Raw genomic sequence first — 23,035 nt, 5'->3', positions numbered from 1 at the left:
GTGACTGGTTTCCCGGGTGTTCGTCCGCGGCGGCTGCGGTCGTCGGCGGCGGTCCGTCGGTTGGTGTCGGACACCACTATCGAGCCGCGGCAGCTGATCCTGCCGATGTTCGTCCGGGAGGACGCACGGGAGCCGATCGCGATCAGCTCGATGCCGGGCGTCTACCAGCACACCCGCGACACCGCGCGGAAGGCCGTCGCCGAGGCCGTGCAGCTGGGGCTCGGCGGGGTGATGCTGTACGGCGTACCGTCCTCGAAGGACGAGGTCGGATCCGGTTCGCTGGACCCGAACGGCATCCTGAACGTGGCGATCCGGGACGCGGTGTCCGAGGCCGGCGACGACCTGCTGGTGATGTCGGACCTGTGCCTGGACGAGTTCACCACGCACGGGCACTGCGGCGTCCTGGACTCCGCCGGTCGCGTCGACAACGACGCGACCCTGGCGATCTACGCCGAGATGGGCGTCGCCCAGGCCGCCGCCGGCGCGCACGTCGTCGGCCCGTCCGGGATGATGGACGGTCAGGTCGGGGTGGTCCGCTCCGCCCTCGACGCCGCGGGATATGTGGACACGGTGATCCTGGCGTACGCGGTGAAGTACGCGTCCGCCTTCTACGGCCCGTTCCGCGAGGCCGTCGGCTCGTCCCTGCAGGGCGACCGCAAGACCTACCAGCAGGACCCCGGCAACGACGCCCGCGACGCGCTCCGCGAGGTCGACCTCGACATCGCCGAAGGCGCCGACATCGTGATGGTGAAGCCCGCGCTCGCGTACCTCGACATCATCCGCCAGGTCCGCGACCACGTGAAGGTGCCGGTCGCGGCGTACAACATCTCCGGCGAGTACGCGATGGTCGAGGCCGCCGCCGCGAACGGCTGGATCGACCGCGAGCGTTCGATCCTGGAAACCCTCAACAGCATCCGCCGAGCGGGTGCCGACACGATCCTGACGTACTGGGCCTCCGAGGCCGCCGAGCTGCTGTCTCGCCGCTAAGGCCTCTCCCACGCGGCCGGCTACGGTCGCTCCTTCGTCGCGACCTACGCAGTCCCCTCCCGCCCACCCTGGGTGCGGGCTTGCGCCCTGAAGTGCGGGCTATCGCCCTCAAACGACTACAGGTGTCGGTCGTCTGTGCTGGTCCGATGCGCTCACCGTGGTTCGGCTACTCCGGAGCATCGCGCTGGCATGGCCTTAAACCAACGCCCTCAGTCCGCGCTTGGGCGGGCTCTCTCGTGACCCGCCAGACGACGGTGTGCCGGATCTGCCGCTGGGTACGTGCCGGATCTGCCGCTACCCGCGCGCCTTCTCTGCCGCTGCCGGTGTGCCTCCTCTGCCGCTGGATTGGTGCCGGTTCTGCCGCTGGAACGGCGCGCTCTGATCTCACGCCGGGCGCCTGAGCGGTGGCGAGCACCCGGCGCGGTCGCTAGGCTGCCGGTGTGCGGGAAAACTGAGGGCGCAGGCCGCGGGCCGAGCGAGCGGATGCTGGAGTGGGCAGCTGCGGCGGTTGGTCGTGGCGCGAGGATCGTCGGGGTTCGTGCCCTGCACGACGGGCAGGGGCCGTGGCTGCTGCGGGTTGACGAACGTGGGCGGCTGACGGAGGCCGTGTTGCGGGCACCGACCCCGCGGATCGGCCCGGGGATGGTGGCTACCGGAGCCGCCGCGCTCGAGGTGGCCGAGCGGTTTGGGCTGCCGGCTCCGCGGTTGCTTGGTGTTGACCTGCTGGGGGAGATGTCAGGTGTGCCCGCGACGCTCGAGTCCGGTCTGCGGGGGAGCAGTCGGTGGGCGGCGCCTCCGGGGATCGAGCGGTTGCGCGCCGCCGGCGCCGTACTTGCTCGTGTTCACGCGATCTCGATTGCGCCGCGCGACGCCTTGCCCGTCCGCCTGCGGCCGATCGCGGTGGACGACTTCGCGGCGGATCGCCGTACGGGGAGCATGCCGACGACAACGCTCCTCCAAGCCGCCGACGAGGCGGTCGCGGCGTACGGTCTGCCGGCCGGCGAGCAGGTCTTTCTGCACGGTGACGTTTGGCCGGGCAACCTCCTGTGGGCCGGCGACGAGATCGCGGCGCTCATCGACTGGAAGACCGCCGGCGTCGGCGCCCGCGGCGTCGACTTCTCCGAGCTTCGCAAACAGGCCGCCATCTCCTTCGGACCCGACGCACCCGCCGAAGTGCTCCAGGGCTACGAACAAGCGACTGCCACCAAGGCCGAGCACGTCGCCTACTGGGACGCTGTCGCTGCCCTCAACACTCCCACCGAGCTGTACGACGCGACAGCAACCATCCGGCGTGATGCCTTTCTCCGCGCGGCCCTCTCCTCCCTGAGGGAGGAGGGCCTGGCTTAGCCGCCCGGCAGAACCTCCGGGATCGTCAGGGCAATGGCACGTTCTGCCAGAGGTAACACTGGTGGGTGGCGGCGGTGTCGTCGGTGCGTACGGCTCCGGAGGCGAGGGCTGTGACGCTGGTCGATTGCGGTGTGAAGGCTTGCATTTCCGGGGCGTCGGGAGCGGCGGGGACGCCGGTCCGGGCGAAGCTGGTCCAGTAGTCGATCATCGTCGTGCCGAGTTGGGCCTGGCCGGGAGTGGTGAGCAGGGTGCTGCCCTCGAGGTCGAACAGGTACGGCAGGTCCACGGCGTGCGCGGCGCCGAGCAGGCTGGGATCCTTGGTGCCGTTGACGTTCGGCGGCTTGGGGTCGGCGAACTCGTAGCCGTACACCTTCGTCTTCGCGGCCATCGCGCGGTTGCCGGCGAGGGTGGGGCAGCCCCACGCGCTGTCGGTGACGATCTTGGCCCACGCAGCCGGGGCCGACGGGTACTTGCTCAGCGGGTAGCGCTGCAGCACCTGGGCTGCGGCCGGGCCGAATGCGGTTTTGACCAGCCCGGGGTACGTCGCGGCGGTGAACGCCTTCGGGGCGGCGATCGCCGCCCCGGCGATGAAGGAGTTGTGCTCGTCGCGGTTGCCTCCGGACAGCACCGGGACCTCCGCGACCGTGCCGTCCTGGAGCGCCTTGGCGGGGTCAGTGGGCAGTAGTTCGGTGCCGTAGCTCAGGTGGTTGGCGAAGTTCTGGTTCACCTTCATCACTGCCGGGACCGGCAGTTTGCGCAGGCACTCGATCGGATCGGCCTGCCGGCAGCCGAGCGTCGCGGCGGCCGCGGTACCAGCGGCGTTGGTGGCAGCGACGGAGGAGTACGGCGTCATGGCGGGGACGCCGGGGAAGAGTCCGCCGGTCGGCCATTTGATCATGCACGAGCCGGACGAGATGATCACCTTCTGCACGAGCCCCTTCGCCTTCGGCGAGGTCAGCAGTGCGCACGCCGACATGCCACCGGCGGACTCTCCGAACACCGTGACGTTGTCCGGGTCGCCACCGAACGCGGCCGCGTTCTGCTTGGCCCAGGCGGTGGCGGCGATCTGGTCGGCGAACCCGAAGTTGCCGGAGCCCTCGAGGCCGGGCAGCCCGAGGTAGCCGAACACGCCGAGCCGGTAGTTGATCGTGACCACGACGGCGTTGCCCCGGTCGGCCAGCCGCTGCGAGTCGTACATGGCGCCGGAGCCGGTGGTGAAGCCGCCGCCGTGCCACCACACCATCACCGGCAACTTGTCGCCGGGCTTCAGCTGCTTGGGGGTGGTCACGTTCGCGAACAGGCAGTCCTCCGCGTCCGACTTGCTCGCCCCGGGCAAGGTCGGAGCCTGCGCGCACGGCGGCCCCGCCTTGGTCGCCTCCACCACGCCGTCGGCGGCGGGCTGAGGCTGAGGGAGCTCCCAGCGCCGTTCGCCGGTCGGCGGTTGCGCGTAGCGCACGCCCAGGAACATCCGGGCCTTGGCTGTCGCGACACCGTGCAACTGCCCGCTGCTGGTGGAAACCGTCAACGGCGCGTCCGCGGGCGCGGCCTGCGGATCGCTGTCGTTCGACGAGCATCCGGCCATCGCGATCGGCATCGCTACGGCCAGTACGAGGGCAAGTCGTTTCACTGCTTCTCCTGACGGGTGAGGGCGTCGACCGCGCGCACCGTCTCGTGGCGCACCACCTCGACCGAGCCACCCTTGGTGAGTTGTACGGCGGCCACGTCGAGGACCGCGCGGATGATGGACGCCATCTGCTCGGCGTCGAAGTCACGGAACTGGCCGTCGCGCTGCCCGGCGACCAGAAGGTCCTGGACGTCGGCCATCTCCCGGTTGTGCTCACTGCGCGTCGGGCGGGCCGGAGCGTCGGTGTGCCGGCCGGCGTTGAAGATCTCGGTGAGCGCGGCGATGTGCGTCGGGTAGGCGGCGTAGAACTCCACACTGCCGGCCGCGAACCCTAACAACGCCGCGCGCGGGCTGCTCGCCCCGAACGTCTGCGGACCCACCTCACGCACGCCGAGTGCGTAGACGGTCGCGACGACCTCCGCGATCAGATCGTCGCGATCGCGGAAGTGGTAGGTCAGCACGCCTCGGCTCACCCCCGCGCGCTGGGCAATCAGCACCGTCGAGGCCTTCCCGTAGCCGACTGCCGCGAGTGTTTCGATCGCGGCCTCGACCAACTGCCCGCGCCTCGCCGTCTGAATGAACGACGGCTGCGCGGACGACCCCGAGGTGTCATCGGTGGGTGACATGGACCTGATTATACAGGGCTGTTCAATTTCAGCCAGCTCTGTTCACTCACGGCGCATGGAACAAGAGAGTCGTCGCTGCGCCTCGCGCCGGCGCCCGGTCCTGGTTGCTGCCGGCAATCAAAAAGCGCCGGGTCAGTGCGACGCGAGCTCGCCGGACTGGTCGGCGGTGGCGGCCCAGCTCGACAGCAGTTTGAGTGCGTCGGCGGTGGGGGTGCCGGCGGGGGCGGTGTAGATCAGGAGGGTGAGCCCGGGGTGGGCGGGAAACTCCAAAGCCTCGAAGGTGAGGTCGAGGGCGCCGACGACCGGGTGGTGGAGCTTCTTCAGGCCTGTGCGGTGGAAGCGGACGTTGTGGGCGGCCCAGCGGGTGCGGAACTCCTCGCTGCGGGTGGAGAGCTCGCCGATCAGCTCGATCAGGAGTTTGTCGTGCGGGTTGTGGCCGGCCTCGGAGCGGAGCATCGCGGCGATGTCGTTGGCGGTGCGGTCCCAGTCCGGGTAGTAGTCCTGGGCGGCCGGGTCGAGGTACACGAAGCGGGCCGTGTTCGCAGGCCGCCGCGGGTCCGCGAGGACGGGGGAGTAGAGCGCGCGGGCCATCCGGTTGGCGGCGAGGATGTCGTGGCGGGCGTTGCGGACCCACGCGGGGGCGTCGACGATGGTGTCCAGGATCAGTTGTACGCTCGCCGGCACCGTGGCCGGCGCGGACTTGCGTTTGCGCGCCGGAGCCGGCGCGGCGGCGCGGGCGAGGTCGTACAAGTGGGCGCGCTCGGCATCGTCCAGCTGGAGCGCCCGGGACAGACCTTCGAGTACGGCGTCCGAAGCGCCCGCCAGGTTCCCGCGTTCCATCCGGACGTAGTAGTCGATGCTCACCCCCGCGAGCAGCGCGACCTCTTCGCGGCGCAGCCCCTTGACCCGCCGGTTCCCGCCGTACGCCGGAAGGCCGGCCTGCTCGGGCGTGATCCGCGCGCGCCGGGAGGCCAGGAACTCGCGGATCTCGCCTCGGTTGTCCATGCCACCACCGTAAACGGTGCCCACGGCCCGAAGGAGGTACTGGCATTACCCGGAAGACCAGTCACTCCCGCGCCCGTACGCCGGGGCGTTGACTGGGCGGCATGCAGATCCAACAGATCCCGAAGCCATGACCGCCGACCAGACCCCCGCGCAACGCCTGGTCGGGGACTTCGCACCGAAGCTGGCCGAGCTGACCGACGACGTGCTGTTCGGCGACGTCTGGAACCGGCCCGAGCTGAGCCCGCGGGACCGGAGCCTGATCACCTGCGCCGCGTTGGTGGCCAACGGCAACACCGAGCAGCTGCACCACCACCTCGAACGGGCCAAGAGCAACGGTCTCACCGAGACCGAGCTCAAGGAGCTGATCATCCATCTCGCCTTCTACGCCGGCTGGCCGCGGGCGATGTCGGCGATCGGCGTCGCCAAGGACGTCTTCGGAGCCAAGGAGTGAGCACCATGGAGTACACCAGGCTCGGTAGTTCCGGGCTGAAGGCCAGCCGGATCGCGCTCGGCTGCATGAGCTTCGGCGACACCTCGCGCGGGTTCAACGCGTGGGCGCTGGACGACGCCGGCGCCGAACCGATCTTCCGGCAGGCCCTCGATCTCGGGATCACCTTCTGGGACACCGCGAACGTCTACGGTTTCGGCAGCTCCGAGGAGATCGTCGGCCGCGCGATCCGCAAGTACACCCGCCGCGAGGACGTCGTACTCGCGACGAAGGTGCACTTCAAGCTGCACGACGGGCCGGGCGGTTCCGGCCTGTCCCGCAAGGCGATCATGGAGCAGATCGATGCCTCGCTCGAGCGTCTCGGCACCGACTACGTCGACCTGTACCAGATCCACCGCTTCGATCCGGAGACGCCGGCCGAGGAGACGATGGAGGCGCTGCACGACGTCGTGAAGGCCGGCAAGGTCCGCTACCTCGGGGCCTCGTCGATGTGGGCCTGGCAGTTCTCGAAGCTGCAGTACGTCGCGCAGCTGCACGGGTGGACGAAGTTCGTCTCGATGCAGAACCAGTACAGCCTGATGCAGCGCGGGGAGGAGCGCGAGATGTTCGCGCTGCTGGCCGACCAGGGCGTCGGGTCGATCCCGTGGAGCCCGCTGGCCAAGGGCCGGCTCGCGCGTCCGTGGGGGACCGAAACGACGCGAGGCGGCAACGATCCGGTCGCCGACCGGCGCTTCAGCGAGGCCGACCGGCCCGTCGCGGACGCCGTCCAGAAGGTCGCCGAGGCACGCGGCGTACCGATGGCGCAGATCGCGCTCGCCTGGGTCCTGAAGCACCCGGGCGTCGACGCTCCCATCGTCGGTCCCACCAAGGAGCACCACCTCCCCGACGCGGCGGCGGCGCTGGAGCTGACCCTCACCGACGACGAGATCCGCACGGTGGAGGAGGCCTGCACCCCGCAGGCTCCCGCCACCTTCTGAGCAAAGGAACCAGATGAAGGCGACCTACCTGTACGGCGCCGGCGACGTTCGCGTCGTCGACGTCCCCGACCCGATCGTCCAGGAGTCGACCGACGCGGTCGTCCGCGTCGTCCGGGCCTGCGTCTGCGGGTCCGACCTGCACCCGTACCATTCGATGCCTGAGGCAACGGATGGCAGATCGATGGGCCACGAGTTCGTGGGCGTGGTCGAGGCCGTCGGCAACGACGTGTCCACGGTCAAGCCCGGCGACCTCGTGATCGCCCCGTTCGCCTGGTCCGACGGGACCTGCGACTTCTGCCGCGAGGGCCTGCAGACCTCGTGCCGGCACGGTGGTTTCTGGAACGCCGGCGACGTCAAGGGCGGCCAGGCCGAGGCCGTCCGCGTCCCGCTCGCCGACGGCACCCTGGTCGCCGTACCGGTGGAGGAGTCGTCGCCGCTGATCCCGTCGCTGCTGACGCTGTCGGACGTGTACGGCACCGGTTACCACGCGGCCGTCAAGGCTGAGGTCAGCGCGCGGACGACCGTCACGGTGATCGGCGACGGCGCCGTCGGACTGCTCGCGGTCCTGTCCGCCAAGCGGCTCGGTGCCGAGCAGATCATCCTGATGGGCCGGCACCTCGCTCGCACCGACCTCGGCCGCGAGTACGGCGCGACTGACGTCGTCGCCGAGCGTGGGGACGAAGGCATCGCGCGCGTCCGCGAGCTGACCGGCGGCGACGGCACTCACGTGGTCCTTGAGGCGGTCGGCCATCGTCCGGCGTACGACCAGGCGGTCGGCGTCGTCCGCGCGGGCGGTGTGATCAGCCGCGTCGGGGTCCCGCAGTACGACGATGCGCCGGTCGGCTTCCCGAGCCTGTTCGGCCGCAACATCATGCTCACTGGTGGCCCGGCCCCTGCCCGCGCCTACATCGAGACGCTGCTGCCCGACGTACTGGCCGGAAAGGTTGACCCCGGCAAGGTCTTCGACCAGGAGGTCGCTCTGGACAAAGTTGCCGAAGGCTACCAAGCCATGGACGACCGCACCGCCCTGAAGGTCCTGGTCAGGCCCTAGCGCCTCAGCTTGAGGCGTCGTACTGGCGGAATGTCTTGGACGATGCGGTGAGGATGCCGGCACCGACTAGGCAGGTGAGGCCGCCGAGGAGGAGGGCGGGGGCGGGGCCCAGCAGGCCGCCCAGGGTGCCGGCTCGGAGGTTGCCGAGGTTGGGGCCGCCGATGCCGACCATCAGGTCGAGCGAGCTGACCCGGCCCAGGAGGTCGTCGGGGGTGTTGGCTTGCAGGATGGTGGCGCGGAAGACGGTGGTGATGATGTCGGCGGCGCCGGCGATCGCCAGGCAGACCAGGCCCAGCCAGAGGTGGTGGGTGAGGGCGACTGCACCGATCGCCGCACCCCAGAGGGCGACTGAGATGAGCATGGCGCGGCCCTGGTGACGGAGATGGCCGACTGGACCCGAGAGGGTGGCGGCGACGATGCCGCCGACGCCGATGGCGGCGAAGAGGTAGCTGACGGTTTGCGGGCCGCCGCCGAAGTGGGTGTCGGCGAGGGCGGGGAACAGCGCGGTCGGCATCGCCAGTGCGGTCGCGTTGAGGTCGAGCAGGAAGATCATGCCGATCAACGGGTGGCGGGCGGCGTACCGGATGCCTTCGGCAACGGATCGGAGGCCGACGGTGGCGCCGCCGCCGACGGGTGGCATGGGTGGGAGGCGGCGGACCCCGGCGAGTGCGGCGAGGAAGGTGGCGGCGTCCACGGCGTACGCCGCCCCGATGCCGACCGTGGCGATCAGGACTCCGGCCAGCAGGGGTGCGGCGATGATCGCGACCTGGAAGGACAACTGGTTGAGAGCCGCGGCGGCGGGCAGCAGGCGGACCGGGAGGAAGCGCGGCGGGAACGTCCGGCGGGCCGATCCGTCGACCGCGGCCAGGGCGGCGGAGGTCGCCGTAAGCAAGTAGAGGAGCCAGAGGTTCTCCCAGTGCAGGAACGCCTGGACGGCGAACAGGATACCGACGGCCATCAGTCCGGTACTGGTGAGCAGGACGAGGCGGCGCCGGTCGACGGCGTCCGCGATCGAGCCGCCGAAGAGGCCGAGCAGGAGGGTCGGGATCAGGTTCGCCAGGCCGAGTCCGCCGACGGCGATCGAGGAGCCGGTCACGTCGTACGCCTGGATCGAGACCGCGACCATCGTCATCACGTTGCCGACCGCGGACAGTGACTGACCGGCCCACAGCCACCGGAAGTCGACCGACTCACGCAGCGGACTCAGGTCGGCGAACAACCGTCGTCGGGGCACGAGGAGCCATCTTCGTCCTGATGGGCGAGCGGGGCAATCGGGTTGTTGGGGCCGTGGCCTGCGGGGAGGGCTACGGTGGGCGGGCAGATGTCGAGGGTCGAGATGGAGTGGTGAGCGTGGGCGAGCAGACGGTCGGGGAGTCGGGCGGACCGGCGCCGGAGGAGGATCTGCGGGCTGCGAGCAATCACCTTCGGGAGGCGGCCGCCGTACTGCGGCAGGCTCTCGCGGCCGACGACGAGCCGGCCGTCGGTTCGCCGGCTGGTGACGCCGGTACGACGGGTGGTGCCGCGCGGTGAACGACCCGGTGGAGATCGCCAAGCACACCCGCGACCTGGCCGAAGCGGTGGGGACCGCGCGGCCGTTGATCGAGACGGTCGCCGGGGACGCGTTCGCGCTGGCCGGGCAGGTCGAGCGCAACAACGACGACATCGGGATGCTGCGGCAGCAGGCCGAGCGAGTCCGGACGTACGACGACGTGGCGCCGGCGACGATCCTGCAGAGCGCGATGATCGACGCGGACACGATCGACGGGCGGCTACGGCGTACCGGTGGGCAGGTCGACGAGATCCGCGGTGACCTGAACCGCGCCGGGAAGCACCTGGTCGAGGGGGCGAAGATCCACGCCAAGCTCGTCGACGAGCTCGGCGGGCCGACGCCACAGACCGAGCAGTTCGGGAAGCGCCTGCAGGATCTGTCCGGCGCGGTCGAGGCTGCCCACAATTCGCTGAACGCGGCTGACCGGCGGATCGGGGATGCGCGGGCGTCCGTGCACACGCTGATCACCACCGACCTGCAGGCGAACCGCGCCGGCACCGAGGCGAAGATCGAGTCCGCCCACGCCGCAACGCGAGACGGCGCCAGGGGCCTCGGCACCGAACTGAAGAACGTCACCCAGCGGCTCGACGGCGTCAAGCCCCAGCTCCAGGACGCCGCCGCCGAGAGCCAGTCCTTGGCCCAGGCGGCCCATGCAGCCCTCAACCCCACCCCGAAGTCCCAGCAGGTAGCCTCCGGCTCGGCCTCCGAGTCTCACACCCGAGCCCACCGCCCAGAAAACCCCACCCGAGAACGCGACCGCTGAGCCGTACGCCGGAACCTCCCGGGAGGGGAGGGAGGAGGAGGCCCGTCGCCCCGCCTGCGCTTCGCGCGGCGACGATCCCGGCACCGGCACGGCCGGTTAGCGGGGGATGGTGTAGTCCGACTGGATGAGGCCGGCGTTCAGGCTGCGGGTGGCGTTGTGGTTCAGAGTGATGTCCTGGTCGAGCGGGCCGAACAGCGGGATGCCCTCGCCGATCAGGACCGGGACGGTGGTGATGGTGAGCTCGTTGAGGAGGCCGGCTCGGAGGAAGGTCTGGACGATGCGGCCGCCGTCGGCGTAGACGCGTTTGGCGCCGCGGTCGTTGAGGGTCTGGACGAGCCCGTCGACGGTGCGGTGGACGATGATGCGTTCGTCGACGTCGGCCGCGAGGGTGGTGCTGAGGACCTCGACCTGCTTGCCGTCGTACGGCCAGAAGCCGAAGGTGAGGACCTTCTCGTAGGTGTTGCGGCCCAGTACGACGGTGTCGATCCCCGCCATGAACTCGTCGTACCCGGTCTCGCCGGCCCGCTCGCCGCGCTCGGTCAGCCAGTCGATCGCACCGTCCGGCCGCGCGATGAACCCGTCCAGGCTGACCGCGATGAACACCGCCGCGTGAAAGCTCACTCTGCTCCCCGTCCGTCCGTGGACCCCCATTTTTCCACGCGACCGGAGCACCCCGGTCAGGCCTCCGGAGCCAGCGCCTCGTCGACGGAGTCGGCGATGGTGAAGACCTTGTGGAGCTTGGTGATGCGGAGGATCTTGGCGACCCGCGGATGCAGGCCGGCCAGGATCAGGGCGCCGCCCTGTACGGCGGCCTGCTGGTGGGCGCCGACCAGGACGCCGAGGCCGCTGGAGTCCATGAACTCGACCTCGGTCAGGTCGAGCACAAGTGGTTTGGTGCCGATCGTGTCCAGCACCGCGCGGAGGGTCTCGGTCAGGGCGGGGGCCGCCTCGAGGTCGACGTCCCCGGACAGCCGCACCAGCGGGTGCGGGCCGAGATGGTCGACCTGGACGGACAGATCCGCGCTGTCGGCAGCCACGATCTGGTACTCCTCGGATTGTCGGCGGCCGGGCGCCGGGCGCGCCCGTCGGCCGACGGTCGCGATGGCAGGTGGCTCGGGACTGAACCACCGGTCTGCGCAGCAGTATCACCCGCCGAACCGACAGTTCAACCCTCCACACCCACCGAGACGCCGTTGAGCGCGGAGCGTCAAGCACCCACCACGAAACGTCAGCCTTTCAGGCCCGTCTGGGCCAGCCCCTCGACGAACTGCCGCTGCGCGAGCACGAAGATCACCAGGACCGGCAGCGCGCTCAGCGTCGCCGCCGCGAGCTGGACGTTCCACAGCGCGCCGCCGTACGCGTCGACGTACTGGGTCAGCGCCTGCGGGATGGTGAACTTGTCCTTGCTGGACAAGAACACGATCGGTTCGAGGAACAGGTTCCAGCTGTGCAGGAAGGTGAAGATCGAGACCGCGCCGATCGCCGGCTTCGCCAGCGGCAGCGACACCTGCCAGAACAGCCCGAACCGGCCCAGCCCGTCGACCCGCCCGGCCTCCTCCAGCTCGCGCGGCAGCGTGATGAAGAACTGCCGCATGATGAACGTCGCCAGCACGCTCGGCGCGCCGAGCACCGGGATCAGGATCAGCGGCCAGTGGGTGTTCACCAGGCCGAGCCCGTCGAACATCCGGTACAGCGGGATGATCGTCACCTCGTTCGGCACCAGCAGCCCGGCCAGTACGACGACGAACACGACCCCCGACCCGCGGAACGGGATCCGCGCGAACGCGTACCCGGCCAGCGACGACACGACGAGTGTCCCCACAGTCACCAGTACGGCGATGTAGAGGCTGTTCAGGTACTGCTGCCCGAACGGCTGCAATGCGAACACCTGCCGGTACGCATCGAACGTCACGTCGCGCGGCCACAACCGCGGCGGGAACGCGAAGATCTCGTTCACCGGTTTCAGCGACGTGGTCGCCATCCACCAGGTGGGAAAGACGAACGGCACACAGCAGACCAGCAGCACGCCGTACACCAAGAGCTTGAGCTTACGACTCATGGAACACCCACTTCCGCCGCATCCGCCACTGCAGGACGGTCAGTGCGAGCACGATGACGAACAGCAGCAGCGAGATCGTCGCGCCGTAGCCGAAGTGATGGAACTGGAACGCCTGCTGGTACAGGTAGTAGACGAGCACCGTCGTCGACGTCCCCGGACCGCCTTGCGTCAGGACGGCGATCTGCGCGAACACCTGCAGCGACCCGACCACGGTCAGGATCGAGGTGAGCAGGATCGTCGGGCTGATCAACGGCACGGTGACCCGGCGGAAGCGGGCCCACGCCGACGCGCCGTCGATCCGCGCGGCCTCGTACAGCTCGGCCGGAACGCCTTGCAGGGCGGCGAGGAACAGCACCATGTTCAGCCCGACACCCTTGAACAGCTGGACCACGATCACCGAGATCATCGCGGTGCTCTCACCGCGCAACCAGTTCGGCCCGTCGAGGCCGATCAGGTCGAGGAACCCGTTGATGCCGCCGTTGTCCTGCAGCAGGAAGCCCCAGACGATCGTCCAGGCGACCAGCGTCACCACGACCGGCGAGAAGAACAGCGTCCGGAACACCACGGTCCCGCGCAGCTTCTGGTTCAGCAGTACGGCGAGGAACAGCGCCAGGCTCAGGTTGAGCACGACGAGCCCGACCGAGAACAACCCGGTCGCCCGCAACGCCGGACCCAGTCGCGGGTCCGAGGCGAGCTGCTCGAAGTTCGCACCGCCGACGAAGTCGAAGGTGCCGGCCAGGACGTTCCACTCGTGCAGGCTGTACCAGACCACCAGCCCGAGCGGAACGATGACGAAGGCAACGATCCCGACCAGCTGCGGCGCGACCATCAGCCAGCCGGCCAGCTCGTCGCGTCGCCGCATCGTCCAGTACGGCGCCCGCTCCGGCGGCCTGACCAGCGGAGCGGGCTTCGAGGCCAGCAGCGTCATTTGGCCAGCAGCGGGTTGACCTTGGCGCAGACGCCCGACATCACGGCCTTCACGTCGGCGTCCGGCTTCCACAGCGGGTCGAGCGCGGCGCGCACGGTCTGCTGCAGCTCGGCGTACCCGGTGTGGCTGGTCTTGATGTCGCCGCGCTCGATGCCGTCGATCACGACGCTCTCCAGCTGGGCGGGCTTGAGCAGCGGGTTCGCCTTGGCCAGTACGGCGCTGGTGAGCTGCGACTTGCGCGGCGGCGGGAAGAACGCGGCGAGCTTGGCCGAGTTCTCCTGGTTGCTGAAGAAGGCCAGGAAGTCCTTCGCGGCGTCGACGTGCTTGCCGCGCTTCAGGACGCCGATCCCGGCCTGCCCGACGACGGCGTACTCACCGGCCGGACCCTTCGGCAGCGGTACCAGGTCCCACTTGAACTTCGCCTTCTCCAGCAGGGCCGCGCGACTGATCTGCGTCACCACCATCGCGGCGTCGCCGGCGAAGAAGTCCTTGGTGACACCCGGCCCGGGCATCGCCTGGTCGGTGAACACCATCTTGTGGATCGCGGTCATCGCGGCGACCATCTCGGGCTGGTCGAACCCGCAGGTCTTGCCGTCCTCGCTCCACGGCCGCGCGCCCCAGCCGGCCCAGATCGAGTTCAGCGTGTCCCAGCCCTTGTAGTCGAAGTCGCCGACCACGATGCCGCCCTTGCCGCTCTTCTGTACGGCGGCGCCGGTGGCGGTCGCCTGCTCCCAGGTCCAGTTGCCAGCGGCAACCTGTTGCGCGGGCGCCGGTCGTCCGGCCGCCGTCACCAGGTCGGTGTTGACGAAGACGCCCAGCGGCGAGGTGGAGAACGGGTAGGCGAAGAGCTGACCGTCCTTCTCCCAGGTCTTGGTCGTGCTCGGCAGCAGGTCCGGGTCCTTGTCGATCGGGGCGAGCGCGCCCGACGTGACGAAGTCCTGCGCCGTGCTCTCCAGGATCCAGGCCAGGTCCGGCACGTTGCCGCCACCGATCTGGGTGGTCAGCGCGGTGGTGTAGTTCTCGATCGGGATCGACTCGAAGGTGATCTTGCCGACGTCGGGATGCGTCTTCTTGTACTCCGCGGCGATCTGCTCGAACAGCGCCGTGTGCTTGGCGTTCGCGCTCCAGATCGTCATCCGCAGGTCGGCCGGGCCGGACGCGCCGGCGTCGTCGGAGCCACCACCGCAGCCGGCCAGCGCCAGCATCGCCGCGACCGTGCCGGCCGCAGTCAACGAACGAAATCTCATCAGTCCTCCATCGGTAGCCGGTGCTCAGTAACCTGAGATGGCCGGCCAGCTCAGTTCGACGCCCTGGGCGACCAGTCGTGCCTGGAAGTCGCTGAGCAGAGCAGGGGTGGCCCGGACCGCGCGGGGGCTGACCCCGTGGTCCAGGCAGAAGGCGGCGAGCAGGCCGGCGGCCTCGCCGATGTTCCACTCGACCGGGTGCAGCCGGTAGCAGCCGTTGGTGATGTGCGTGGTGCCGAGGTTCTTGCTCGCGGGCAGCAGGTTCTCGATCCGGCGCGGGATCAGCGCGCCGAGCGGGATCCGGAACGGGCTGCTCGCGACGTCGATGTAGTTGTCGCCACCGGTCGAGGGGTGCAGGTCGATCCGGTACATCCCGACGCCCACGCTGTCGTCGTACTCGACCGCGCCGGCGTCGCCGCGGACGGCGACCGACAGGTCCTGCTCGACGACCGTGTAGTCCGCCAGGATCCGGCGGGACTCCCGGATGTACGGCGCTTGCGCGAGCCCGTCGGTCGAGCCGAGCAGGTCGCCGCGCAGCCGCAGGCCGCGGAAACCGGTGCCGCCGTCGGGGCGGGGAGCCTCGGTCTGCAACCAGTACAGCACCGACTGGGACAGCTCCTTCGCGCCCTGCAGGTGGCGCTCGGCGTCCGGGACGTCGAGGACGTTGCCCTCCAGGTAGTCGATCATCGGCCAGTTCACCAGGCAGATGTCGCTCGCGTACGCGCCCGGCCGGAAGTGCCGGCGGGCGGCGATCCGGCGGAAGGTCCACAGGTTGGTGTCACCGCCGGTCCGCCGCTGGTCGGCGACCACGGCGAGCGGGTCGTCGTCCGGGTTGGGGGTGAACGTACGGCGCGAGGCCTGCAGCGTGCGCGGATCGGGCGCGTTCCACGACAGCATCCGGTCGCCCCAGAACGGCGGCTGGTAGTTGCGCCAGAACGCGTAGTTCGCGGGCTTGTCGCCGACCTGGTCGCCGTCCACGTGGTCGACCGCGAAGCAGTACGAAACCGCCTGCATGTTGAGCGGCTGCGCCGTCGCGGGCGCGCTCGGCTCCTGGGTGTCGGCCTGGGACTCGAAGCCGGTCACGTACTCCGTGCCGGTCAGCGGCAGCAGCTCGCCGGTCTCGGTCGCGTCCAGGATGTACGGCGCGGTGAGCGTGAGCTGGTCGCCCGTCTCGCGGTGCTGGACCGTCACCGACGTGACGCGGTCGCCGTCGGTGGTCGCGTCGACCGGCTGGTACGGCTGGAGGATCCGGAGCTGCCGGCTCGCCCGGTACGGCGCGAGCATGGCCTCCATCACCGCGACGGCGACGCGCGGTTCGTGGCAGAGCTTGGAGACGTAGCCGGCCCCCGGGTTGAGCTCGGCCGCCGCGCGCGAAGCCTCGGTGAGCGGGTAGTGGCGGCGGTAGTAGTCACGGATGCCGTCGCGGAGCGACCGGTACGACGCGGTGACGCCGAACTGCTCGACCCAGGTGTGCTCGTCCGGCGGGACGGCCTGGCTGGTGAGCTGGCCGCCGATCCAGTCGTACTCCTCGGTCATCACCACGTCGCGGCCGGCGCGCAGGGCGGACAGGGCCGCGGCCACTCCGCCGAGACCGCCGCCGATGACGAGTACTTCGGTATGCATCGCTAGAGACCTTTCGGTGGCGCGAGAGTGCTGCCGACGACGAGCTCGCAGGGCAGCAGTTGCTGGAGGTCCGGGGTTTCACCGGAGAGGATCGCCTCGAGCAGGCCGACCGCTTGGCGGCCCATCTCCTTGCGTGGGATGTGGAAGCCCGAGTAGTCGACGTCGCTCGGCACCGGCCGGCTCGCGTCGCCGAGCGCGACGACGGACAGGTCGCCGGGAACGGTCAGCCCACGGCCGCGAGCCGCCTCGGCCAACGCGTCGGCATCGGCCAGGTCCTCGACGAACACGGCGGTGAAGTGCTGGGCGAGCAGCTCGTCCAGTACACCGGACAGCGGGCGATCGGTGGGGGCGATGTGCAGCCCACGCGGGGCGATCTGCCGGAAGCCCCGCAGACGATCGGCGGAGGACTCGGCCCCTTCGCCGGGTCCGACGAAGGCGACCTGTTGATGGCCGAGCCCCGAGGCTCGCTCGGTGAGCGTCGCCGTCGCCGACACGTAGTCAGCGCCGACATACGGAACCACACCCCCGCCGCCCGCTGCGCGGGCGGCGGGGGTGGAAGGGAGGGGGGAGGGGGAGCCCGGCTGAGGCTCGACCCGTTCCGGGTCGTCGCGGCGACCGACGGAGACGAACGGATACTGCTCGGCGACCAACCGGCTGAGCTCCTCGGCCGGGATGTGGCGACCCAGCAGCAGCGAACCGTCGGCCAGGCGGAGGCGGTTGTTGGCGTGGAAGACGCGGCGACGCCCGTCGGTGACCGGGGCGCTGGTGAAGAGCAGGAGGTCGAGGCCGCGCTCCTCGGCGCTCTCCTCGATACCGCTGAGGAACGGGTGGTAGAAGTCCGCGCTCGCGCTCGGGAACACCGACTCGTACGTGAAGACACCGAGGATCTGGTTGCGCTGCTGCTGCAGGCGGCGCGCGAGCGGATCGGCGACGTACCCGGTCTCACGGATCACCTTGAGCACCCGGTCGCGGGTGTCGGCCGGGATCCGCGCGGAGGCGTCGGCACGGTTGTTCAGCACCAGGGAGACGGTCGTCTGGCTCACCCGCGCCAGCCGCGCGATGTCCCGCTGAGTCAGTCGCACTGTCGATCTCCCTTGAGTAATACGTATTGCCCAGGAACGCTAGAGCGTCCGTGGGAGGTCGTCAAGAGCACAGTCCCCAAGTAATACGAATTAGCATCGCCAGACCCTTGACGATCCACAGTGGACGGCCGGAACGTTCTGTTCATGCCACTGACCCGCCGTGCCCTGCTGACCACCGCGGCCGCTGTCGCGGCCACCCCTGTCCTCGCCTCACCCGCCCACGCGCAAGCGCCAGCCGCGGGTCCACTGGCGAAACTCCCGCCGCTCCCGCCCGGCGCCCCCGCGCGCCGCCTGTTCGCCCCGCTCGAGCAGCGCTTCGCCGGCTATCTGGCGATCCTCGCCCCGATGACCAACGACGTCGTCGACACCGACTCCGCGTCGTACGGGTTCATGGCCGGCGGCTGGTGGCGCACCCCCGCGCAGCCGTTCAACTCCCGCGTCCAGGAGCACGTCTTCACGCTCAGCTGGTTCTACGCCAACCGCCGCCCCTGGAACCCGTACTACCGCGACCCGGCGCTGCTCGCCCGCCTCGACGCGGCGATCCAGCACTACCTGAAACTCCAGAACCCCGACGGCTCCTGGCCCGAGTACGCGCCCGGCGAGCGCGGCAAGGCCTCCAGCGGCTTCGGCCTCGGCTACCTCGCCAAGACGCTCGCGAACCTTCGCCAGGCCAAGGCCCTCCCCGCTCGCCGGCGCCAGCTGGAAGGTGCCCTCAGCAAGGGAGTCGCCTGGTACCTCGACCCCGCCACCACGCAGGTCTGGGACGACCCGTTCGCGTACACGAACCAGGCTGTCGCGGGCGTCGCCGGCTCGGCCCTCACGTTGAAGCTCGTTCCCAACCAGCAGCTCCGCCGGCAGCTCGACGAGCGCATCCGCTTCGTCGCCAAGTGGTCGCAGAGCCCAGCAGGCTTCTTCTACGACCCGCGCGGCATGGACATCAACTACAACTTCGAGGTGATGCTCCCCGAGATGGCCGAGCTGCACCTGCTCACGAAGAACCCGGCGCTGGTCTCGATGACCCGCAAGTTCACCGACTGGTTCAGCTACAACCTGCTGCGCGAGCCCGACGGCTCCGGCTGGCTCACCTACTACGCCGTCTCCGACCGGACCGCCACGGCGTACTACGACGACGTCGTCCCCGATCCCGACCGGACGAATCTCGGCAGCTTCTTCGTCCCGGCGGTTCCCGAGCTGGCGGCGTTCTTCACCACCCGCGAGGACCGCGCCGCGACTCGCGCGGCCTGGGCCGCCGACCCCGCCCCGGTCCCGCCGCTGGCCAAGCAGGACACCTCGCCACGGATCATCGCGCACGCGCCGTACGGCGAAGCGCTGCCGAGCCGCGCCGCGAAACGGGCCGCGATCGCCAGGGTTCCGTACCTGCGCAAGGACACCTTCACCGAACTGCGCCGTGATCGCGTCGAGAACCAGGACTACCTCTACGTACGCCGCCCAGGCTTCTACCTCGGAGCCTTCTTCGGGACCCGGCCGGGCAGCGCCGTCAAGGCGGGCACCGGCTTTCTCTGGCATCCCCACGCCGGCACCGTGATCCACGCCCAGCAGACCGCGACCGGCTGCTGGGCCACGGTCCGCGCGGGCAAGGCCGATGCCGAGAGCAACCTGGTCGCGGAGTACGTCTCGAAGGACTTCGTCCGGTACCGCTCTGCCGACGTCGTGACCGAGCTCGTGACCACCCGCGACTCCGTCACCCGTCGCGTCACCGCGACCTCGGCCGCGACCGAGCAGATCCCGCTCGTCCTCCAGCCGGGTGACGAGGTCGTGTTCTCCGACGGCACGGCGGTCCCGTACAACGAGTCCCGCGGTGCCACCGCCAGCAGCCTGACCGTCAGGCGCGGCCGGAGCACCATCACGATCACCTGGTCAGGAGTACGCCCGGCGACGCTCACTACGTCGACCAGGACCTACCTCCGCGACCAGCGCCGCCGGGTCCACGTCCTGCGCATCCCGCACGACGGGGCCCTCGAAACCACCGTCCACTGCCGCTAGGAGAACGTCCGCAGCCGCAGAGTGAGCCGTCCGGGGGAGCGGCCGGTGACGTACACCCGCTCGCCGTCCGGGACGAGGGAGCCGTTGAGCTGGGTGTAACGCTCGCCCGGGTCCATCGCGACGCGGGTCGGGCCGTTGCCGGCGCCGAACTCGATCCGGTCGCTGCCGACGGCGTACGAGCCGGTGCCCTCGGTCAGCTGGTAGTTGCCGGGGGCACCCAAGGACTCCACCCCGGACAGCGTCCCGCCGGCGCGAAAGCACAGCTCGACCGCGAACGGGACCTCGGAGCCGTCCAGCGCGAAGGTGAGGTCGAAGCCGTGGCCGGTCTGGGCGACGGTGACGGTCGTGCGCAGCGTCCGGTACTGCTTCGGGCGGTGCGGGAAGTCCATCGACGCGTAGAACCGGCCGTCGAGCGTGAGCGCGTACGCGCCGTCCTTGCGGCGGTACCGCTTGGGCAGCGGCAGGTGGTACGGCACCTTCACCTCGTCCTCGAGCCGGAACGTGCGTGACCCCGTACGGCGTAGGCCGTCGCTGCGGAAGTGCCCGGTGCTGAAGAACTGCGGCGAGAGCCGGACCGAGTCCAGGATCGCGGCGCCCTGCCGGAGCTTGAAGAACGTCGGGTTGGTGGACAACCCGGACGCGATCACCGGGATGTCGTGGAAGTCGGTGCCGCCGAAGACGGTCGCGGTCCGGTCGCCCCGCCGGACCCGAGCCAGCGAGTGCGCCGGAAACTCGGCCACGAAGTCAGCAGGTGCGGGCTTCACAGCAGGCAGTACGGCGGCCAGCTCCGGCCGTTCGAGCACCTCGGCCAGGAAGTCGCCGAGCTCCCCGGTCCCGCGCCGTTCGATGTCCTTGGCAACGGTCGCGAACCGGCCGTCGCGGTCGTGCAGCGCGAGCTCACGGAACTGGGTCAGGTACCACCAGACCTCGCGGACCCGGGTCTGGTCCTGGCGCCGGGAGGCGATCGTGTCCACCTCGCCGTTGGGCTCGAGCAGGTGCAGCGTCGCCTCGAGGTTGCGGCGCACGAACCCGAGCAGCTCAGGCTTGTGGCGCAACCAGGCGATTGTCAGCAGACTCGGGTTGGTCACCTCCGAGGCGTACGTCGCGGAGCGTTCGCTGTAGATCCCGTCGGGGGTCGCGTCGATGCCCTCGTCCAGCCAGTCGTCGATGCGCGCGGCGTACCGGCGGTCGGGGAACAGGTGATGGGTGCGAGCGAGCGCCGCCGAGATCTCCCAGCGGTGGTTGGGAGTGTGGACGCCACCGGAGGCCAGCGCCGGGCCGGCTTTGCGGATGATGCGTTCGAGAACGGCGCGGTGGGGTTCGGTGTCCGGGCTGCCGTCGGCCTCCAGCAAGGCGTAGACGGTGCAGAAGTCCTGGACGGCGAACGCGCTGTCCGGCGGCGAGTGCAGGTTGCCGACGTCGTACGTACCGTCGTCGTTCTGGGTGCTCTCGAGTTTGTCCACCAGGAAACGCAGTGGCGCGAGCAGCGTGGCGTCGTGGAGGAAACGCGAGCGGTTCCAGATGTAGCCCGACACCAGCCGCCGGGCTTTGCGGGCGACGGCCCGGACGCTGTCGCCGGTGCTCTGGTAGTTGCCGAGCACGAGCGGGATCTGCGTCTCGTTCACGCGCGTGAGCAGCGTCAGCAGCTCCTCGTCGGCGGCCGCGGGCGTGGCGCCGGCGACGCTCGGCAGAACGGTCCCCGCGGACAGTCCGGCGAGTGACCCGGCCAGGAAAGTACGACGCTGCATGATGCCTCCACCGACTCGGAAAGCGATTGCCAAATGCCCAGTACTGTTCTTCGGCGGCACTGCACTGTCAAGACTTCACAGGTGTCCGGAACCGGTCACCCAATCACCCGACGAGACCTTGTCTGAACCGGTTCGCTCCACTAGTTTGTCCGACCTGGGTAAACGCTTTCCAAATTGACCGGAGGAAAGAAATTGAGTGGGCAGAAGAAGGACAATGTCGCTGCCTACCTGTTCCTGTCCCCGTGGCTGGTCGGCCTGTTCGTGATCACGATCGGGCCGATGATCGCGTCGCTCTACCTGGCGTTCACCGACTACAACCTGATCCAGGCCCCGCAGTGGACCGGCCTGGAGAACTTCACCCGGATGCTGTCCGACCAACGGCTGCACAACTCGCTGAAGGTCACCTTCACCTACGTCTTCGTCTCGGTTCCTCTCCAGCTCGCGGTCGCGCTGCTGCTGGCCGTCGTACTGGACCGTGGCGTGCGCGGGATGGCCTTCTACCGTTCGGTGTTCTACCTGCCGTCGCTGCTCGGCTCGAGCGTCGCGATCGCGATCCTGTGGAAGCAGGTGTTCGGCACCGACGGACTGCTCAACCAGGTGATCGCCCCGCTCGGCTTCGACGGCAAGGGCTGGATCTCCGACCCCAGTACGGCGCTCGGCACGCTGGTCGTCCTGAACGTGTGGACCTTCGGCGCCCCGATGGTGATCTTCCTGGCCGGCCTGCGGCAGATCCCGGCGATGTACTACGAGGCAGCCTCCGTCGACGGCGCCGGCCCGCTGCGCCGGTTCGCGAGCATCACGCTGCCGCTGCTGACACCGATCATCTTCTTCAACCTGGTGCTGCAGATCATCCACGCGTTCCAGTCGTTCACCCAGGCCTTCGTCGTCTCCGGCGGAACGGGTGGCCCGTCGGACTCGACGATGTTCTACACGCTCTACCTCTACGACCGTGGCTTCGGCAATTTCGACATGGGCTACGCCTCGGCGATGGCGTGGTTCCTGCTCGTGATCATCGGGGTCTTCACCGCGGCGAACTTCGTCGCCTCGAAGTACTGGGTGTTCTATGACGACTGAGACGCTGCCCCGGTCGGTCCCGGCCACCTCCGGTACGACGCTCGCCTGGCGGCGGGTCCGGCCCGCGCTGACCCACGTCGCGCTGGCCGCGACCGCGGTGGTGATGCTCTACCCGGTGATCTGGATGGTGGTCAGCTCACTGCGCCCCGGCAACGAGATCTTCCGCGACCCCGGCATCCTGGTCCGCGACCTGCGGATCGAGAACTACCGGATCGGCTGGAACGCGCTGACCGAACCGTTCACCCGCTACCTGCTGAACTCGGCGGCCGTCGTCCTGGGCTCGATCGTCGGCAACCTGGTGTCCTGCTCGATGGCCGCGTACGCGTTCGCCCGGCTGAACTTCACCGGCAAGAAGTTCTGGTTCGCGATCATGCTGGTCACGATCATGCTGCCGATCCACGTGGTGATCGTGCCGCAGTACATCCTGTTCAGCCAGGCCGGCTGGATCAACACGTTCCTGCCGCTGATCGTGCCGAAGCTGCTGGCCACCGACGCGTTCTTCGTCTTCCTGATGGTCCAGTTCATCCGCGGCATCCCGCGCGAGCTGGACGAGGCGGCCCGGATCGACGGCTGTGGCAAGGGCGGCATCTTCCTGCGGGTGATCCTGCCGCTGATGGTGCCGGCCCTGGCGACCACCACGATCTTCACCTTCATCTGGACCTGGAACGACTTCTTCAGTCAGCTGATCTACCTGACCGACCCGAAGATGTACACCGTCCCGGTCGCGCTGCGGGCCTTCGTCGACGCCACCGCCAGTACGTCGTGGGGCTCGCTGTTCGCGATGTCGGTGGTCTCGCTGGTCCCGGTCTTCCTCGCGTTCCTGCTCGGCCAGCGGTTCCTGATCAAGGGCATCGCCACCACCGGCATCAAGTAGTCCCGCTCAGCAGAAAGGTTCA

Annotated in this window: 22 protein-coding genes; 10 read left to right on the top strand and 12 right to left on the bottom strand. The window is 69.5% G+C overall.

Features of this window, described 5'->3' with window-relative positions:
• Window positions 1–987 carry a porphobilinogen synthase gene (gene hemB / locus HDA39_RS25780; protein ID WP_184799260.1) on the top strand — a complete coding sequence of 329 codons (987 nt, stop codon included), beginning with the start codon at window positions 1–3 and terminating at the stop codon, window positions 985–987.
• 483 nt (window positions 988–1,470) lie between these two features.
• Window positions 1,471–2,334: a phosphotransferase gene (locus tag HDA39_RS25775; RefSeq protein WP_184799258.1), complete on the top strand. Its 864-nt coding sequence runs from the start codon at window positions 1,471–1,473 to the stop codon at window positions 2,332–2,334.
• 25 nt (window positions 2,335–2,359) lie between these two features.
• Here the strand turns inward: HDA39_RS25775 and HDA39_RS25770 are convergent, their stop codons facing one another.
• The 3 genes from HDA39_RS25770 to HDA39_RS25760 form a co-directional block, all read right to left on the bottom strand.
• Window positions 2,360–3,961, bottom strand: a complete 1,602-nt coding sequence (locus tag HDA39_RS25770) for a carboxylesterase family protein (protein ID WP_184799256.1) — start codon at window positions 3,959–3,961, stop codon at window positions 2,360–2,362.
• Window positions 3,958–4,584 carry a TetR/AcrR family transcriptional regulator gene (locus tag HDA39_RS25765; RefSeq protein WP_184799254.1) on the bottom strand — a complete coding sequence of 209 codons (627 nt, stop codon included), beginning with the start codon at window positions 4,582–4,584 and terminating at the stop codon, window positions 3,958–3,960. The genes HDA39_RS25770 and HDA39_RS25765 overlap by 4 nt, the downstream gene beginning before the upstream one ends.
• A gap of 132 nt (window positions 4,585–4,716) precedes the next feature.
• On the bottom strand, window positions 4,717–5,589 hold the full coding sequence (locus tag HDA39_RS25760) for a helix-turn-helix transcriptional regulator (protein ID WP_184799252.1): 873 nt from the start codon (window positions 5,587–5,589) through the stop codon (window positions 4,717–4,719).
• Between the two features lie 127 nt (window positions 5,590–5,716).
• Between HDA39_RS25760 and HDA39_RS25755 the strand changes: the two genes are divergently transcribed.
• From HDA39_RS25755 to HDA39_RS25745, 3 genes are read left to right on the top strand one after another with little or no spacing between them, the layout of a single operon-like run.
• On the top strand, window positions 5,717–6,040 hold the full coding sequence (locus HDA39_RS25755; RefSeq protein WP_184799250.1) for a carboxymuconolactone decarboxylase family protein: 324 nt from the start codon (window positions 5,717–5,719) through the stop codon (window positions 6,038–6,040).
• A 5-nt stretch (window positions 6,041–6,045) separates the two neighbouring features.
• Window positions 6,046–7,014 (top strand): aldo/keto reductase, encoded by a 969-nt coding sequence (locus tag HDA39_RS25750; protein ID WP_184799248.1) that lies wholly within the window; start codon window positions 6,046–6,048, stop codon window positions 7,012–7,014.
• Between the two features lie 13 nt (window positions 7,015–7,027).
• A complete protein-coding gene (locus tag HDA39_RS25745; protein ID WP_184799246.1) occupies window positions 7,028–8,065 on the top strand; it encodes an alcohol dehydrogenase catalytic domain-containing protein in 1,038 nt (345 codons plus the stop codon).
• Window positions 8,066–8,069: 4 nt separating this feature from the next.
• Here the strand turns inward: HDA39_RS25745 and HDA39_RS25740 are convergent, their stop codons facing one another.
• Complete coding sequence (locus HDA39_RS25740) at window positions 8,070–9,299, bottom strand: MFS transporter (RefSeq protein WP_337925892.1); 1,230 nt, start codon at window positions 9,297–9,299, stop codon at window positions 8,070–8,072.
• A 116-nt stretch (window positions 9,300–9,415) separates the two neighbouring features.
• Here HDA39_RS25740 and HDA39_RS42540 point away from each other — a divergent pair, with 116 nt between their 5' ends.
• Both HDA39_RS42540 and HDA39_RS25730 read left to right on the top strand, forming a co-directional pair.
• Window positions 9,416–9,595, top strand: a complete 180-nt coding sequence (locus HDA39_RS42540; RefSeq protein ID WP_184799244.1) for a hypothetical protein — start codon at window positions 9,416–9,418, stop codon at window positions 9,593–9,595.
• Window positions 9,592–10,377 carry a hypothetical protein gene (locus HDA39_RS25730; protein ID WP_184799242.1) on the top strand — a complete coding sequence of 262 codons (786 nt, stop codon included), beginning with the start codon at window positions 9,592–9,594 and terminating at the stop codon, window positions 10,375–10,377. Before HDA39_RS42540 ends, HDA39_RS25730 begins: the two co-directional genes overlap by 4 nt.
• A gap of 96 nt (window positions 10,378–10,473) precedes the next feature.
• Here the strand turns inward: HDA39_RS25730 and HDA39_RS25725 are convergent, their stop codons facing one another.
• From HDA39_RS25725 to HDA39_RS25695, 7 genes are all read right to left on the bottom strand, one after another.
• Window positions 10,474–10,998 carry a dihydrofolate reductase family protein gene (locus HDA39_RS25725; protein ID WP_184799240.1) on the bottom strand — a complete coding sequence of 175 codons (525 nt, stop codon included), beginning with the start codon at window positions 10,996–10,998 and terminating at the stop codon, window positions 10,474–10,476.
• Window positions 10,999–11,054: 56 nt separating this feature from the next.
• Window positions 11,055–11,414, bottom strand: coding sequence for an anti-sigma factor antagonist (locus HDA39_RS25720; protein ID WP_184799238.1), 360 nt, complete (start codon window positions 11,412–11,414; stop codon window positions 11,055–11,057).
• A 191-nt stretch (window positions 11,415–11,605) separates the two neighbouring features.
• Entirely contained in the window at window positions 11,606–12,436 is an 831-nt protein-coding gene (locus HDA39_RS25715) for a carbohydrate ABC transporter permease (protein WP_184799236.1), read from the bottom strand.
• On the bottom strand, window positions 12,426–13,364 hold the full coding sequence (locus tag HDA39_RS25710; protein WP_184799234.1) for a carbohydrate ABC transporter permease: 939 nt from the start codon (window positions 13,362–13,364) through the stop codon (window positions 12,426–12,428). The genes HDA39_RS25715 and HDA39_RS25710 overlap by 11 nt, the downstream gene beginning before the upstream one ends.
• The gene (locus HDA39_RS25705; protein WP_184799232.1) at window positions 13,361–14,611 is read right to left on the bottom strand and encodes an ABC transporter substrate-binding protein; all 1,251 of its coding nucleotides are present in this window, start codon (window positions 14,609–14,611) and stop codon (window positions 13,361–13,363) included. The genes HDA39_RS25710 and HDA39_RS25705 overlap by 4 nt, the downstream gene beginning before the upstream one ends.
• Window positions 14,612–14,635: 24 nt before the next feature.
• Window positions 14,636–16,231: an FAD-dependent oxidoreductase gene (locus HDA39_RS25700; protein ID WP_184799229.1), complete on the bottom strand. Its 1,596-nt coding sequence runs from the start codon at window positions 16,229–16,231 to the stop codon at window positions 14,636–14,638.
• A 2-nt stretch (window positions 16,232–16,233) separates the two neighbouring features.
• Window positions 16,234–17,313 carry a substrate-binding domain-containing protein gene (locus tag HDA39_RS25695; RefSeq protein ID WP_184799227.1) on the bottom strand — a complete coding sequence of 360 codons (1,080 nt, stop codon included), beginning with the start codon at window positions 17,311–17,313 and terminating at the stop codon, window positions 16,234–16,236.
• 144 nt (window positions 17,314–17,457) lie between these two features.
• Here HDA39_RS25695 and HDA39_RS25690 point away from each other — a divergent pair, with 144 nt between their 5' ends.
• Window positions 17,458–19,317 (top strand): hypothetical protein, encoded by a 1,860-nt coding sequence (locus HDA39_RS25690; protein ID WP_184799225.1) that lies wholly within the window; start codon window positions 17,458–17,460, stop codon window positions 19,315–19,317.
• On the opposite strand, the gene HDA39_RS25685 is transcribed toward HDA39_RS25690, so the two are convergent.
• The gene (locus tag HDA39_RS25685) at window positions 19,314–21,065 is read right to left on the bottom strand and encodes a hypothetical protein (RefSeq protein WP_184799223.1); all 1,752 of its coding nucleotides are present in this window, start codon (window positions 21,063–21,065) and stop codon (window positions 19,314–19,316) included. The two genes, HDA39_RS25690 and HDA39_RS25685, sit on opposite strands and share 4 nt — an antisense overlap.
• A gap of 192 nt (window positions 21,066–21,257) precedes the next feature.
• On the opposite strand from HDA39_RS25685, the gene HDA39_RS25680 reads away from it, so the two are divergent.
• Both HDA39_RS25680 and HDA39_RS25675 read left to right on the top strand, forming a co-directional pair.
• Entirely contained in the window at window positions 21,258–22,139 is an 882-nt protein-coding gene (locus HDA39_RS25680) for a carbohydrate ABC transporter permease (protein WP_420488737.1), read from the top strand.
• Window positions 22,129–23,013, top strand: coding sequence for a carbohydrate ABC transporter permease (locus HDA39_RS25675; protein ID WP_184799219.1), 885 nt, complete (start codon window positions 22,129–22,131; stop codon window positions 23,011–23,013). The genes HDA39_RS25680 and HDA39_RS25675 overlap by 11 nt, the downstream gene beginning before the upstream one ends.
• Window positions 23,014–23,035: the final 22 nt, after the last annotated feature.

The sequence above is a fragment of the Kribbella italica genome (assembly GCF_014205135.1).
Lineage (GTDB): Bacteria > Actinomycetota > Actinomycetes > Propionibacteriales > Kribbellaceae > Kribbella > Kribbella italica.
The sequence above is the reverse complement of the archived record's forward strand: the minus strand, read 5'-3'. Positions and strand labels throughout refer to the sequence as shown.